The following is a 15,378-nucleotide window of genomic DNA, read 5'->3' on the forward strand; positions in this document are numbered from 1 at the left end:
GCGGGCCATGAAGATCAGTAAGCTGAAATTGAAACATCAAATATGGCTTATCTTTTTTTTCTCGATCGTTATATTCACCGTCATGGAGTTTTATTTTTTTTACAGCTTCTCAGACTTAACCCAGAAGAGGGCAGCCAAATACGGCAACCAGATGATTGAGCAAACCCGCCGCAAGATTGATTCGGTGTTCAGTGATATCAGGGTCAGCACCGGCATTGCGGTCGACAGCAGACGGATTCAGGAATTTACCGTAGTCGAAGATGATTACAAAAGAGCGTTTGATATCGGGCCCTATGCGCTGGACCTTTTGGAATATATGCGATCGTTTAATTCATATGTGGACGGAATCGTAATTAATGATATTGAGGGAAGGCCGCTTTACAGTCTGGCATCCGAAAGCGGTGATGTGTTTTTTCATAATCGTTATGCTGCCTTTATCCAGAAATATAAGGATGATCCTTCGCTGCGGGATAAGGGAATGTTCACCACCATTTTAAGAGACGACAGTACAGGAACGGAGCAGTTCTTTTATATAGCACCGATTGTGGAGGCCATCGGGGGAGTCTATTACTCCCAAATTACAGGTTATTGCACCGTAATGATCAATATGAAAAAGCTGCAGGGACTTGTGGCTAATACGGAACTAACGCCCAACTCCACCTTGTACATACTAAATAACCGGGATGAGATCATTGCTTCCACCAATTCCAAAGCCCAAGGCGTATTGTTCAGGGATGTTCTGTCCATGGATAAGGACATCTTACTTAGCGGAGTCAAAACCACCATTGGCGGAGAAGATGTCCTTGTCCAGGTCAATGGCTTGGAGCAGGCGGATGGCTGGCGGGTTGTGAGTATGATACCGGTGCATGAACTGACTTCGGATATGAACTCCATGCGGAATGTCAGCATCATCGCGGGGATTGGAATTATTTTAAGCATGATCTTAATGGGCAGTTTTTTTATGAACAATTTGATGCGCCCTGTGATGGGACTTGTTATGGATATGAAAAGGGTAGGGATGCGGGACAGGGGTTTCCGCATAAAAGTCCGTTCAACCAATGAAGTAGGCTTGCTGGCCGATGACATCAACCGGATGATGAATGATATGGAGGATATGGCAAGGGACATGTTTAATACCCAGGCCAAGTTATATGAAGCCGAGCTGAACCAGAAACAGGCGGAGTTTGCTGCTCTGCAGAGCCAGATCAACCCCCATTTTCTCTATAATACGCTGAACTGCATCAGCAGCATCGGATTGGAATACGGAAGCAGGGAGATCGCGCAAATTACGTCCTGCATGTCCAAAATATTCAGATACAGCATAAAGCAAGACGAGTTTGTGCGGATCAGGGAAGAAGTGGACTGTATACAGGCTTATATGAACATTATCTCCATCCGGTACGAAAATAAATTTTTCATGGATCTTGATGTGGAAGAGGGACTATTGGAGCTAAAAACTCCCAAGATGATTCTCCAGCCCATTGTGGAAAATGCAGTCTATCATGGGCTGGAGCGGATAGATCAAGGAGGACAGCTCCTTGTTACCGGAAACCTAGATGCGAATGGGGATGTGTGCTTCCAAATTGCGGATACCGGGAGAGGGATGGAACCGGAAATACTGGCTGGCCTACAGACTAAGCTTAGTCTGGCGTATCCGGAGCATGCGACAGACGGAGAGCCGGCTAAAAGCATCGGATTATCCAATATCCATAACAGGCTCCGGCTGCTGTTCGGAGAAAGTTACGGAATAACCATAGAAAGCCGTTTTGGCGAAGGAACAACCGTAACTGTAAAGATTCCAGCTGTCAACATTAACGCAAACCACCAGAAGAACAGCAGAAGAGAGGCTGGCTTAAATTAAACTTTAAAATACTCAATTGAAAGGGATGACAACGATGACACAAACCACCTTGCGGACGGATTATCCACGGCCTCAATTGGTCAGAGCGGATTGGCAGCATCTGAATGGAACCTGGGAGTTTGAATTTGACGATAAACGGAGGGGTGACGCCGGGAATTGGAGCAGCGGGAATCAAGCCTTCAGCCGCCAGATTCAGGTTCCCTTCACTTATCAGAGCAAGTTAAGCGGTATTGGGGAAACAGGCTTCCACGATCTGGTGTGGTACAAGCGCAGCTTTACCGTCCCGGCGGAATGGGCAGGCCGGCGGATCATCCTGCATTTCGGCGCGGTAGATTACCAGGCTACGGTCTGGGTTAACGGGAGGCAGGTGGCCTATCATGAAGGCGGACATACGCCGTTTCAGACGGATATTACGCTGGCTCTGCAAGCTGGAGAGAATTCAGTGGTTGTGCGCGTGGAGGACTTCAGCAAAGACGTGACCTTGCCGCGGGGGAAGCAGTATTGGAAGGAAGAATCGGCTTCCATCTTCTACACCCGGACAACTGGAATCTGGCAGCCGGTCTGGCTGGAGCCTGTGTCGGAGCATTACATCAAGAAGCTGAAGTTCAAGCCGGATATTGACCGTAATGAAATCCAAATCCGTACCTTTTTGAATCAGGCTCCTGCAGGCTGCAGGGCGGAAGTCCGTATTGAAATCCGCTTCAAGGACGAATACCGGACGGTCACAACCTTATCCATTGACCATGCGGAGGAGTCTCGCTCCATCGGACTCCATGATTTCAATGATCATGGCCTGGGCCGCTGGTGGTCTCCGGAACGTCCCAATCTGTATGATGTAACCGTTACACTTTTTGTGGACGGCATGGAGACAGACAAAGTGGAGAGCTACTTCGGCATGCGCAAGATCGCAGTGGAAGCGGGCAGGCTAATGCTGAACAACCGGGCTTATTTTATGCGGCTGGTGCTGGATCAAGGGTATTTTCCGGAGGGGATTTTGACGGCCCCCAGCGACGAAGATTTAAAGCATGACATTGAACTGGCTAAACAAATGGGCTTTAACGGCGCACGCAAGCACCAGAAAATAGAGGATCCCCGTTTCCTCTATTGGGCGGACCAGCTGGGTTATCTGGTGTGGGGAGAAATGGCCAATGCCTATGCGTATTCGGAGGAATATGTGCGCAAAGTGACGGCGGAATGGCAGGAAGCGCTGGAGCGGGACTACAACCATCCGTCTCTGGTGGTGTGGGTTCCCCTTAACGAAAGCTGGGGGGTCCCTAACATCCTAATCGATCAGCGGCAGCAGCGCCATGCCATGGCGATGTATTATCTGACCCAATCCCTGGATGACAGCAGGCCGGTTATCTCCAATGACGGTTGGGAGCAGGTGACCACGGACCTGGTCACCATTCATGACTATGAATGGAAGCGCCAGGACCTGACAGAACGCTACAGCAACCTGGATCGCGCATTGGAGTTCAAGCCGTCCCGCCGGGAACTGTTTGTAGGCGGAACTGAATATGCGGGTCAGCCTGTCCTGGTGACAGAGTTCGGGGGGATCGCCTATAAAAAAAGTGATTGGGAGGGCTGGGGCTATTCCGGTGCGGACAACGACGAGGATTTCCTGGTTAAGCTGGCCGACGTAATCGAGCCGCTGCTGCAATCGCCTCATGTCCAAGGCATGTGTTATACCCAGCTGACCGATGTGGAACAGGAGATCAACGGTCTGCTGACTTATGACCGGGTTCCCAAAGTTCCGCTGGAAAAAATAAAAGAAATCGTTGCCGGGAAGGCAAAATAGGGGAAGCAGGCAGCATATCTGCAGCTTTAGAGACAGTCACAGGACACATACCTTAAATAGGGATGGTGTCCTTTTTTGCTGTCAGCAAGCTTTTGCAGCTGAATGGAGGCTAAACTCCGAAGCGGCTAGGATGAATATCGAGGCTCCTCCAGCAGCCGGCACGTCTTTTCTAAAACGGTTACAAAAACAATTTAAGATAGTACATTTTTTAAGATATTGTCCGGAAGGTAGACTGAGGCTATTGGCTGGATAAATCAATAAGGCCAAGTTCAGGAACCGTGCTTGACGATCTATGATCCCGGGGAGGAATGCGAATGGTCAAAAAAAGGTTCAGGTATCTGCTATGTTGTCTCGCGGTGTTGCTGCTGCTTCCGCAATGGAGCGGAGGGTCAGTTGCTGCAGAATCGGCGCTGGAAACGCAAGATTTGGCATCCGTACGGAGGGGGGGAAATGTGCCGGATTTCTACAATGTCATCATGCAGACAGGAGCCGACCCATGGGTTTACAAACACAAGGACGGCTATTACTACAACGTTTTTGTCAATGGCAGCGGTATCAATATCCGCAGAGCGAAGACCATCACCGGCATAGATGCGGGCGAAAGAAGACTAGCCTGGTCACCGGTTAAGGACACCATGTACAGTTCCAATGTCTGGGCGCCTGAAATGCATTATCTCAAAGATACGGATGGCCAATTCAAATGGTACATTTATTTTGCAGCAGACAACGGAACCAACGCCAACCATCGCATGTACGTGCTGGAGAACGCCAGTGATAATCCGCTGACAGGGAACTGGGAGTTCAAAGGGAAGATCACTGATTCCACCGACCGCTGGGCGATTGACGGCACGGTGCTGACTGTAAATGAGGAGCACTATTTTATTTGGTCAGGCTGGGAAGAAACGGACGGAAGCTTCCAAAACTTATATATCGCAAAAATGAATGATCCACGGACCATCAGCTCGGAACGGGTACTGATTTCGACGCCTGAGCATGATTGGGAAACATCACCGGGCAGGATCAATGAAGGCCCCCAAGTCACGATAAAAGGCGGCACCATCAATCTGGTTTATTCCGCCAACGGAAGCTGGACGGACAGTTATTGCCTTGGGTTGATCACGGCAAAAATTGGCGGCGATTTGCTGAATCCCGGTTCTTGGGTCAAGCAGGATAAGCCGATTTTCTCCAGCGCCAATGGGGTTTACGGGCCGGGCCACCACAGCATCGTCCCCTCGCCCGACGGCACCGAGGACTGGATTATTTATCATGCCGCCCGCTGGCCGGGGTCAGGTTGGACCCGCAAAGTCCATACACAGAAACTTAGCTGGAACGGCGATAACACGCCGAACCTTGGGGAACCCGCCGATCCAAACACACCGATTGCTGTGCCTTCCGGTGAGCCGGCGCGGCAGCGTTATGAGGCAGAAGATGCACTGCTAATAAAAGACCCGGGCGGCGAAACTTCTCCGGCGGTCCGGCGGGAAAACACCGCTTCGGGCAGGATGAAGATCGCTAACCTCAACAATGCCAATGACTATGCCCAGTTTACGGTAAACGTGCCGGAGACCGGATTTTATCTGATGTCTGTACGCAATGCCAACGGCTCATCCAATGCGGCGGAAGCCTCCCACATCTTGTCGGTCAACGGCAGCTCCGGCGCCAATTTGAACATCGTCTATTCCGGGGCGAATCGTTGGGGAGCTTCCACAGCAAAGATCTATCTTAAGGAAGGCGACAACGTTATCCGGTTCTCAAAGGGTAACCATTTTGCCGAGATCGACAGTCTGGATCTGTTCAAGCTGGATACTGCGGAAATTTTATTTGAGACTCCAGGATTTACGCTGGGGATGGGGGAAACCCGCAGTTTACCCCTCTATACGGTAACAGGCGCTACCTATACCCCAGTTGATAACGGCGCTGTCTTCAGTTCTTCCAACACAAAGGTTGCTGTTATTGACGGAGGAGTTCAAGTTAAGGCTGTCGGTGCAGGCAGCACCACCATCACTGCAAGCTATAACGGGAAAACAGCCACGGCCAACGTTACAGTTGCTGCTGAACCTAAATCCGTACAGTCTGTTAGCCTGGGGGGGGTGGACAACATTCTGGCCAGCGGACAGAAAAGCCGCCCCCTGCAGGTGACAGCACGCTATAACAACTATGAAGTGCAGAATGTGACAGCAGATGCTCAGTATTCCAGCAGCGATCCCGAGGTGGCCCGGATTCAGTCTGATACGGTCACCCAAACGGTATATGCGGTTAACCCGGGGACAGCCTTGATTACTGCCGAATATAACAGCAAAAAAGCGGCATTTAAAGTGACGGTAACTGCTGCTGCTGATGCGGTTCGTGTAGTTTCAATAGTGAAGACGCCTTCCGGAGTGGCCCCTAAGCCGCCCCGCGTTGTGGATGTTGTCTACAATAGCGAGCCGATGCAGGCGGAGGTTGTAGCCTGGGAGCCGGAAGAGATTGACTTCAGTTCCCTTGGCACAGTTCAGGTGCTTGTCCTTCTAAAAGCGGGTGACCGGGTGTTTCCTTCCACAGTTCCCGTAGAAGTTGTTCCTGGATGGGGCCTTGACGAAATTGTAAACCAATTCCGCAATAAGCTGGCCAATTTCTCCTATCCTTTAGGCGAGGGGTTGGGCAACTACAATCCATCCAAATATGACGCCTTCGTTGCCGCGGTTGATAAAGCGGAGGAGAGGGCCGGAGATCCGGAGCTAAGCAAAACACAATTTGAGAAGGAGCTGGATAATCTTGCTGAAGCAGAAGCCGCTCTGTTAGGTTCGCTCCACAATATACAAGATGGGATAGTTTATAACGCTTACCGGGATTTCTCTGGCGATACGGTAGGCAAGTACCCTTACGGTTTCACCGCCGAAGGTTTGACCAATGGCGCAACCGCAACCATACAAGAAGAAAACGGGAATAAATTCCTGCGGCTGGCCACAACGGCAGCTTCGGGTAAGGCCAACCTGCTCCTGCCTTATGTAGGCGAGGTAAAGGCTGAAGCAGGTCAGCGCATCGTTATCGAATATCGCGCCAGAGTAAACAGCAATTTCCCGTACGCCAATGGGGCCATGATTAGAAATGACAGCGGTACCAATAACTATTCTATGGTCACGGCCTTTGATAGGGATAAATTTATCGTGCAGGATGGGGGGACCAAGAAAGCCGTCCAAAACGTCGTAAACCATACCTGGTACAAAATCAAGATGGTGGCAAACTGGGAGGCTAAGACGTATTCCGTCTATATCAACGATATCGCGGTGGCCAATGATTACACCTTCCGCCACACAGGCGGCGACAAGCTGATTGGACAGCTGTTCGGCATCGACGGCTACGCCAATGCATCCATCGACTTCGATGATTTCAAAGCAGTGATTACAGGAGGAGCGAAGACTGCGCCCGAAGGGCTTGAAAAAACCGACGAAACAGCGATAAAAGCCAAGGACGGGCGGATCACGGGTGTAAATGCCTCCATGGAATGGTCATTGGACGCTGGGGCCACCTGGTCACGCGTAGGGGAGAATGAGACCGTCATCGCAAACTTGGCACCTGGGACGTATTGGGTTCGATATCATGAGACGGAAACCCATAAAGCCAGTCCTCACGTGGAGTTAACCATTACGGCTTATCAACAACCGATTCGTGTCACAGGCGTAAGCCTAAACCATACAAGCGCCCAGCTGTATACCAACCACAGAAGCTCCACGATCCAGCTCAAAGCAAATGTAAAACCCGCTGAAGCCGATCGGAGCGTGGCGTGGAGCACGTCTAACCCGGCTGTTGCTACGGTGGATGAACGCGGTCTTGTGACGGTTCATGCCGCCGGTACAGCTGTGATAACGGCAACCACTGCGGACGGCGGTTACACCGCTACCTGCACAGTGACCGTAAGTGTATATACCGACAGCATGGAAAGCGGCGAAGAGACCAGCGGCGGCAGCGGCAGCACCGGACCTGCTGTCCCGGCTGCGCCGGCTGCCACAACAATAAAGAATGGAGACGGCAGCACAACTACCAGAGTCATCGACCAGGTAACCGGAACGGTTACGGAGACCACCATCTGGCCGAATGGCGATACAAAAGTCATAACGGAAGAGAGCAATGGTACTCTCAGCGAGGTTGTCACAAAGCAGAACGGAAGCAAACGCGAAACCGTGCACAAGCCTGATGGAAGCAGCCGTTCCATTGTCACCGATACACAGGGAGTCAAGGTGGAGACCACCATGAATTCTCTGGGGGAAGTAACGGCCGACGTCCAGCTGCCCGAAGGCGTGGCGCAAGCGCGGGTGACCATTCCCGTCAAAAATGCCTCCGCTTCGACTGCAGCCTATTCGGTTAGAGAAGACGGGTCCAGGAAAATTATTGGATTTTCCGTTCTAACGAAAGATGGATTGAGGATCCTGGTCAAAGGCGACATGAGGATAAAACTGTTCGACAATAAGATCACCTTTAGCGATGTGCCGGACAGTTATTGGGCTGCCGAGGCGATTGCCTTTACCACCAGCCGCGAACTGTTCCTTGGAACGGGGCAAAGGAAATTTGCCCCCGAGGCGTCCATGAACCGGGCCATGCTTTTCACCGTGCTTGCCCGGCTGGACGGCGCCCAGACCGAAGGCGGCCCCAAGGCGCAAGACTGGGCAGTGGCCGCGGGGATCAGCGACGGGACCGCCCCGGAGGCTGCCATTTCCCGGGAGCAGCTGATCACGCTCCTGCACCGGTACGCCGGACAGCCTGCAGCGACCAGTAACAGGAAGAACTTTGCAGACAGCGGTGAGGTCTCCGCCTGGGCAAGAGATGCCATAAGCTGGGCTGCAGCTGCGGGAATCCTGAACGGCAGGCCAGGAAACCTTTTGGAGCCTCACCATGTTGTCACCCGGGCTGAAGTGTCCGCCATACTTGAGCGCTTTATCCGTCTATATACGCTGAATGAGTAAAGACAAAAAAAGCATATAAACCTCCCCCAAAAGCAGAGTTACATTCCAAGGACAGTCCACATTATGATCGGTATGAAAAACCTGCGGGGAATCTTGGAGGGATAGAAATTTCTAATTCAATATACGAAAAATTTGAGCCTTTAGAAAATGCGAAGCTTGTTCTGGGGTATCTGACATCCATGGTGGACGAAAAGGCAGACAACCTGCCGTATTGGCTTGTACTGCCCCATAAAAAGCCTGCTGAAGCAGCTCACTGCCGGGTCGACGACGCGGAGTTGGTTGGCTCCTGGTATGAAGCCATTGATGCCGCCCGGAAAATGCTAAAGACGGAAGAAGGCGCCGCGGTTCAGCAATCCTTCTACCGCCATCTTATGAAATCTTGGGGAGAACACGGGCTGCGTTTTCATGAGCCGTATCCCTGGAGCCATACGAACCACAGCTCCTTTCACGAAATGGGTTATATTCTTCCGGCACTGAACAGGATGCTGGAGAACGATCCCGGAGATCAGGAGGCGGAGAAGCGGGCATCTGAGCTTGTAAGAGGGCTCCGCTCCCTTGTGATTGAAAGGAAGATCCGAACCTTCTGGTCTGGCGATTTTGAGGAAAAGGAGCCCGTTTACGAATTTCCCAATGACGTGTATTTGAAAGACGGCGGGTTCGATCTGACAAGGCACACCGGGCGGGGAGAACAGGGAATCCGCAATGCCATTGTGCTTCACTCACTGGTACGCAGATATGAAATTTCCGGGGATGAGGTTGCGCTTGATTTGGCTGTTGGCATTGCCAACCACCTCTTAGGACCATCACGTTATTTTAATTACAAAATGGAGTTTTTCGGCCATGTCCACTCGGCAGGCTGGGTTGCATCCGGGCTAGTCCGGCTTGGCCGGATCACCGGTAGTCATCGGTACGTTGCCGCAGGTAAAGGGATATATGATTATATCCGTTCCTTGTCCTCCTCCTTCGGATGGGTGCCCGAATATGCCCAGTGGCATCCACTGCATGAGGAGCACTGTGAAACCTGCTGCATTAAGGACATGATCGAATGCGCCAATGAACTGATTTTGTCAGGGTATGAGGAATATTGGAAGGACATGACCTTGTTTGCGCGGAACCAGCTGGTGGAAAATCAGCTAAAGGTGTCATCCTATGTAGTTACAGATCATACCCGACCTGACGGAGAGGGGATTACCTACAGGGAAATTGACAAGAGGATGATTGGCGGCTTCACTGGAGGCTCCCTAGTCAATTCTATTTCGTTGTCCAAGTTCCGTTCTATTGCTGGCTGCTGTGTTGGTATGGCTCCGGTGGCCCTGGAGATGGTATGGAACCGGTCGGTGGAATTCCGCGATGGAATAGTTATCGTCAATATTCCCGTTGATAAGGAAACTGAGGAAGCCATGGTGAACATGAGTTATCCTGAAAAAGGCTGCATTTCCGTTACGGCCAAGCGGGAATGTGATGTTGCAGTGCGGGTTTACGACTGGATGGGCCAGGAACTCGGCGGCAAGCTCAACGGTAAAGCCTGCGAACCTTTAAGAGAAGGCGATCTGGCTATTTTCCGCAACGCAGCAGCAGGGGACGTTGTGGAATTGGTGCATCCTTTGGAGACGGCGATGGTGAAAGAGACAGTGCGCGGCGAGGAATATTCAGTGTCATGGAGAGGCTGTGATGTCGTTGATATTTTCCCGCGCGGAGATCACCTGAGACTGTACCAGCGAGACTTACGCATACCGAAATACTATCCGTCCGCGGAAGATGTTCATTTTACCGGGGCCGCCAATTATGGTCCTACGCAGCAAGCGCAGGGGAAAAAGTAACGGCAGCCCCATGCAGAAGCCGCAGCCTGCAAAAACAATGGTGCAGGCTGTGGCTTTTTAACTCCAGTTCATTGTAAACGATTGTGCACAGGAATTTAACGCAAATAGAATGATTAAAAGTTAATTTAATTTTGAAGCTGCTGATGCGGATCGGCAGCTTCATTGCGCTGCGGGCAGGATAATCCTATAAAAATCTAACAAACACTTGAAATGCGTTCAATTTTTAAAGGGCGGTAATAAATCATCTTTATGCCGATTTAGATATTCGTAGTAATATGGATCTAGACGATGGTCACCAAGATGTTAGTCTCTGCGCGAACAGGGCTATACTTTGTGAAGGAAGGAAGAGTGCACCTCTATCAACTAAATCACGAGGGAAAAGCAGTTCACTTTGGATATCTTGAGTGAGGGAAACATCTTTGGTGAGATGGGGGGGATTTCATTGGGTACGCGGGGACTGTTTATTGAAACGATCGAAGAAAGCTCGGGATAAGGATATTACCTTTTACAAAACTATAGATTCCTACCGTTATATGATCAGGGGTGATAAGGATGAAGATATAATTAGCAAAAAGATAAGATTATTGTATTATCCTCCTTACTATATTTGGGATGTACAAGTCTGGATGCAGCAGAATGGATATCAGCAGGTCTATGCGTATAGTAATAAAGATGAACTTCAATCCTCACTACGAATGATATTAGATCACGTACTAACCAAAGGTATAATGTGGTTGGATTCTCAGCGGATCGAGCACAAGAACTGGAGGATCAGCTCCGTGCATCCTCAAGGGCATTTTTTAAGTTAATTCAGTATGAATCTACATTAGAATACAGCACAAATTTAAGAGGCACTTCCTTTTGACTATCTTCTAGAATAAGAACCCGTGTCCAACGCAGGTTTCTGTGTTATGTAAGTGGCGGTATTTTCTGTAATTAGTTTTAAGTGTGAGGGGAAATGATCAAGTCGAAAATGAGGATTTGGTTAGAGAAGTTATTAGTTTAGGAGGAGTCTATATGATATTAGAAAAAGTTATAAATAGAATGGTAATACAAAGTGAATATAAGGAATTTGTTGATAAGTATATAGATAATCTACTTACCGAATTTAAAGGTAAGATTCATAGCATTTATATGTGTGGCTCGATTCCAAAAGGAACTGCTAAGCCTTTTAAGTCAGATGCAGACTTTACTATTGTATGTGTAAATCCTAAAGATATTAATTACGAAAGATTGTCAAATATTAATGACAGTCTTTTGAAAGAATATCCAGTATTAACTACGATTGATACGACAGTTTGCTCGATTGACGATGTATTAAGTAAACCAAATGATTGGGGTTTTTGGGTAAAAATAATTTGTGTTTGCATATATGGTGATGACGTTGGTGATAAAGTACCACCGATAATTATTTCTCCAGAGTTCATTTTAGACTTAAATACAGAGACCAAGAAGGAAGTAGATCGTAGACGTAGTTTACTTTCTAATGCTAGTGATAACACAATGAAAACTAGATATATTAAAGGTTACTCTAAGAGATTAATTCGTGCTTTATACTCTTTGGTTTTAGAAGATACAGGTGTATGGCAAGATGACATTATTGAGATGAAGAATGCCATATTAAACTATTGTGAGATTGACTCCGCTTTAGTTGATTATCTGTATGCTTGTTACTTGGATAGTAATAATGTGCTTATTGAGGATTTTCTGCGAATTGCGGATGAAGTATATAGCTATTTTGAGAAGGCCTTAAGTGCAATGGCTGCTTCCAGAACTTCCTTTGACTAACACCATATCGACGCTTCGGGTCACTCTGAGAAGCGAGTGACCTCATCCAGCTCCCTAAGCCCGTCGGGACGTCACTGCATTAGGTGTTCGGCAAGCCACACAATTATTAGCAGCGACTCTAAGGGGTCAGGACGTCGTCAATACAAAAATCACATCATCAATAGTTTTGGTAAAGAAGATCCCCGCGTTATTCACCACAATATCTAATTTTCCATGGCGACTTTGCCGGCAAGCCTGCTGATTCTCAAAAGTAACTCGGATCCCCAGTGTAAAACCCTGCAGCGCTCGATTTCCTCCGTTACGTAATCCCCGCGCTAAAATCTACGACGATACCTGGAATTTCCCCCTTAAAGTTATGTGCGCGCTTGACAGCGTCTTCTTGCTCTTCAATAGAAACATCAGGCTTGAATTTCAACAGCACCATATGCTCATACATCTTACTCCCCCAAGACTCCTGAATAGATTTGACTTTATAACTGTTTCAATTGGAACGGATGACGAAATCTATGCCAGAATAATGCGCAGCGTAGTTATACCTGAACTGATCGTTCCGACTGGTTGGAATTCAGAGTGCATTCCGCGATGGCGATTGGAAATCGAAAGCAATGATCTTCAGAAGCTGCTTGGACGGACGTCCGGCCACGTCAATCGAATAGGGTCTACGTCAAATCGCAAACGAAATTCAGGTTTAATTGAGCGTGCTAAACAGAGGTTGTTCCCAAAGGTCTATTGCGAACGGAGGGATGGCATCCTTTTATCCGGGAATGGAAAGTCTCGAGAATGTTTGGGGAATAGTAATTCATTATGACAATAATGGAGCGTAGAGGAATGAAAGTACTATCCATGATTCAACCTTGGGCGACTCTGCTTGTCCAAGGCGAGACTCTATATGAAACCAGATCCTGGAAAACCAAGTATCGCGGACCGCTGGCCATTCATGCCAGCCAGAAAGTCGATAAGCAGGCCTGCAAATATGAACCCATGCGTTCTTTACTCGCCAAGAATGGCTATACGGAACAAAGCGTCCCTACGGGGGTGATCCTTGCAACTTGCAAGCTTACAAATTGTTATCAGGTCATTGGCGCTAATGATACGTCAGCCATTCTGGATTGCGGGAAGGTTGTGACGGGTGAGGACTTCCTGTTAGGCGATTACAGTCCAGGTTATTTTGCGTGGGAAATAGCGGGTTTCCGTCTGCTGAAGCCCTATATTCCAGCGAAGGGTAAACTGGGACTATGGGAATATCCGATAGAGGAAGAGTTGATGATATGACACGGGGCTCTGCGGGAAAAATCAAATATAAAAAATAAGGGGGCCGGCGCGTGATAACCCTTCCTGCTGGGACTTCTTTGTCCAGAATCGGTCAAGGTACGTGGTATATGGGGGATAAACCGTCTATCACCATATCTGGATATTGGCTAACGGGAAACGTTAGCTCAATAACAACAAGAAAGCAGCTAATCATTGGATTGGCTGTTTTTATTCATCTAATGGGCAAAAATTTACAATAAATTACAACACTCTTCATTCATACAACTTTTCTTTGTAAATTACGTCTTAATCTAAGCAACTATTGACTAGTTTATACAGTGATTAGAGAGGAATGGTCAGAATGAAGAAATACCTTGCTGGATTATTAGTTATTTTAGTCCTATGTTTGAGCTTACCAGGCCAGGCTTACATGGAGGCATTTAACCAACAGCCTTTGGCTTTTGAGGATATCAACCTAGAACAAGCGATTAAGTCATTATTGAATAAAAACGACGAAGAATCTATAACAAAAGAGGATTTAGAATCACTGACCGACGTTCCTTTATCGGGTAAAGGAATTAAAAGCTTGCAGGGTTTGGAGTATGCAGTCAATGTGACGAAGCTCTCTTTAAGTAGAAATCAAATTACTGACATTTCACCTCTATCCGATGCTGTAAATTTGACGACTTTGGATTTGAGTGGCAATCAAATTGAGGATATTAAACCCCTCAGAAAGTTAACGAAGATGACCGATTTATCTCTGGCTAGCAACCAAATCAATGATCTTTCACCGCTAGCGGGACTAGTCAATCTGAGTACATTATTCATAAGTTCCAACAAGATCACAGATCTAAAGCCGCTAGCAGGATTGGTTAAGCTTAGAAGACTCGAAGCTGCGAATAATAACATCAAAGATCTTGCTCCTTTGTCTAAATCAACTGGCTTGGTTACTCTGAATTTAACATCTAACGAGATCTATGATTTGGAGCCGTTGAGAAATCTTCAAAGTTTGAGTTACCTCTATTTAAAAAACAATCGAGTGTGGGATTTAGAGCCGATCCAGCAACGTAATTTTTTTCCGTATTATGATACGGGGGCATTCATTGAACCACTTGCGCTGCAAAATAACTATTTAGATTTAAGCAAGGGATCGAAAACATATAAATTATTCGTGAAACTGGCAGGAAATGAGTTGCCTGGCGGTCAGCGTAAGACACAACGCCTGGTGATCGGCAGCACGACAGCTTATGTGGGAGAAAGTGCTTATCGTATTACCTCAGCGCCATTCATTCAGTCGGGACGTACCTATGTGCCGATCCGTTTCATCTCTGAGAAGCTTGGGGCAACCGTGAATTGGAACCAGAGCACCAAAGAAGTAACGATTCAGAAGGATGGTAAAACGATTCGTTGGACTGTAGGGAACAGGCAGGTAAAAGTAAACCAGCAAACGGTAATGCAAGATGCTCCTTTACTTCTGAAGAACGGTAGTGCATTCGTTCCTGTTCGTTTTGTGGCGGTGCAGTTAAATACTTCCGTTGAATATATGGGAAGCAAGCATATGGTCGTGATTTTCAAAAATTAAGTTGCATAATGAATTACAGAATAATATTCGAAGATAAGGACGCTGTGACCAGGCTTCGAAACAAGAGCAAAATAGGCAGACCGTCATTAAACTAACGAACAAACGATACCTTATTAAAACCTAGAAGGCAACCGATCTTCAAGATTGGTTGCTTTCTTCATGTAATGGGACAGCCTGTTGGTGCACTTGGCACTGACACCAGGTCAAACCGATTGGTCAGAGCCCGTATCCGGTGAGGCGTAAAATACATTGAGTAAGTTATCTCACTCCAATTGATGTATAATCACCCATATAGTTAAGGAAGGCAGTTGATCATCCTAATCAACTGTCATCTTCAG

The 15,378-nt window shown here is 48.0% G+C and carries 8 protein-coding genes and 1 pseudogene; 8 read left to right on the forward strand and 1 reads right to left on the reverse strand.

Translation table 11 applies throughout. From position 1 onward, the window contains the following. Window positions 1-7: 7 nt before the first annotated feature. From ACE6ED_RS20615 to ACE6ED_RS20640, 6 genes and pseudogenes are all read left to right on the forward strand, one after another. The gene (locus tag ACE6ED_RS20615) at window positions 8-1,861 is read left to right on the forward strand and encodes a sensor histidine kinase (RefSeq protein WP_410829290.1); all 1,854 of its coding nucleotides are present in this window, start codon (window positions 8-10) and stop codon (window positions 1,859-1,861) included. A 34-nt stretch (window positions 1,862-1,895) separates the two neighbouring features. After that, window positions 1,896-3,659, forward strand: coding sequence for a glycoside hydrolase family 2 protein (locus tag ACE6ED_RS20620; protein WP_410829291.1), 1,764 nt, complete (start codon window positions 1,896-1,898; stop codon window positions 3,657-3,659). A gap of 314 nt (window positions 3,660-3,973) precedes the next feature. Beyond that, complete coding sequence (locus tag ACE6ED_RS20625) at window positions 3,974-8,599, forward strand: family 43 glycosylhydrolase (RefSeq protein WP_410829292.1); 4,626 nt, start codon at window positions 3,974-3,976, stop codon at window positions 8,597-8,599. Between the two features lie 179 nt (window positions 8,600-8,778). After that, complete coding sequence (locus ACE6ED_RS20630) at window positions 8,779-10,419, forward strand: glycoside hydrolase family protein (RefSeq protein ID WP_410829293.1); 1,641 nt, start codon at window positions 8,779-8,781, stop codon at window positions 10,417-10,419. A gap of 321 nt (window positions 10,420-10,740) precedes the next feature. Beyond that, window positions 10,741-10,900 (forward strand): annotated as a pseudogene (locus ACE6ED_RS20635) (cyclic nucleotide-binding domain-containing protein); the annotation flags it as partial. Window positions 10,901-11,436: 536 nt separating this feature from the next. Continuing rightward, entirely contained in the window at window positions 11,437-12,207 is a 771-nt protein-coding gene (locus tag ACE6ED_RS20640) for a nucleotidyltransferase domain-containing protein (protein WP_410829294.1), read from the forward strand. A 298-nt stretch (window positions 12,208-12,505) separates the two neighbouring features. On the opposite strand, the gene ACE6ED_RS20645 is transcribed toward ACE6ED_RS20640, so the two are convergent. Further along, the gene (locus ACE6ED_RS20645) at window positions 12,506-12,643 is read right to left on the reverse strand and encodes an antibiotic biosynthesis monooxygenase family protein (protein WP_410829295.1); all 138 of its coding nucleotides are present in this window, start codon (window positions 12,641-12,643) and stop codon (window positions 12,506-12,508) included. A 392-nt stretch (window positions 12,644-13,035) separates the two neighbouring features. Between ACE6ED_RS20645 and ACE6ED_RS20650 the strand changes: the two genes are divergently transcribed. Next, a complete protein-coding gene (locus ACE6ED_RS20650; protein WP_410829296.1) occupies window positions 13,036-13,479 on the forward strand; it encodes an ASCH domain-containing protein in 444 nt (147 codons plus the stop codon). Window positions 13,480-13,819: 340 nt separating this feature from the next. Next, complete coding sequence (locus ACE6ED_RS20655; RefSeq protein ID WP_410829297.1) at window positions 13,820-15,040, forward strand: leucine-rich repeat domain-containing protein; 1,221 nt, start codon at window positions 13,820-13,822, stop codon at window positions 15,038-15,040. The last annotated feature ends 338 nt before the right edge of the window (window positions 15,041-15,378 follow it).

Source organism: Paenibacillus nanchangensis (assembly GCF_046543445.1).
GTDB lineage: Bacteria > Bacillota > Bacilli > Paenibacillales > Paenibacillaceae > Paenibacillus_AQ > Paenibacillus_AQ nanchangensis.

Coding starts and splice junctions, on each gene's coding strand:
- ACE6ED_RS20645 (WP_410829295.1), bottom strand. CDS start 12,643: ATGTATGAGCATATGGTGCTGTTGAAATTCAAGCCTGATGTTTCTATT.
- ACE6ED_RS20625 (WP_410829292.1), top strand. CDS start 3,974: ATGGTCAAAAAAAGGTTCAGGTATCTGCTATGTTGTCTCGCGGTGTTG.
- ACE6ED_RS20615 (WP_410829290.1), top strand. CDS start 8: ATGAAGATCAGTAAGCTGAAATTGAAACATCAAATATGGCTTATCTTT.
- ACE6ED_RS20620 (WP_410829291.1), top strand. CDS start 1,896: ATGACACAAACCACCTTGCGGACGGATTATCCACGGCCTCAATTGGTC.
- ACE6ED_RS20650 (WP_410829296.1), top strand. CDS start 13,036: ATGAAAGTACTATCCATGATTCAACCTTGGGCGACTCTGCTTGTCCAA.
- ACE6ED_RS20630 (WP_410829293.1), top strand. CDS start 8,779: ATGGTGGACGAAAAGGCAGACAACCTGCCGTATTGGCTTGTACTGCCC.
- ACE6ED_RS20655 (WP_410829297.1), top strand. CDS start 13,820: ATGAAGAAATACCTTGCTGGATTATTAGTTATTTTAGTCCTATGTTTG.
- ACE6ED_RS20640 (WP_410829294.1), top strand. CDS start 11,437: ATGATATTAGAAAAAGTTATAAATAGAATGGTAATACAAAGTGAATAT.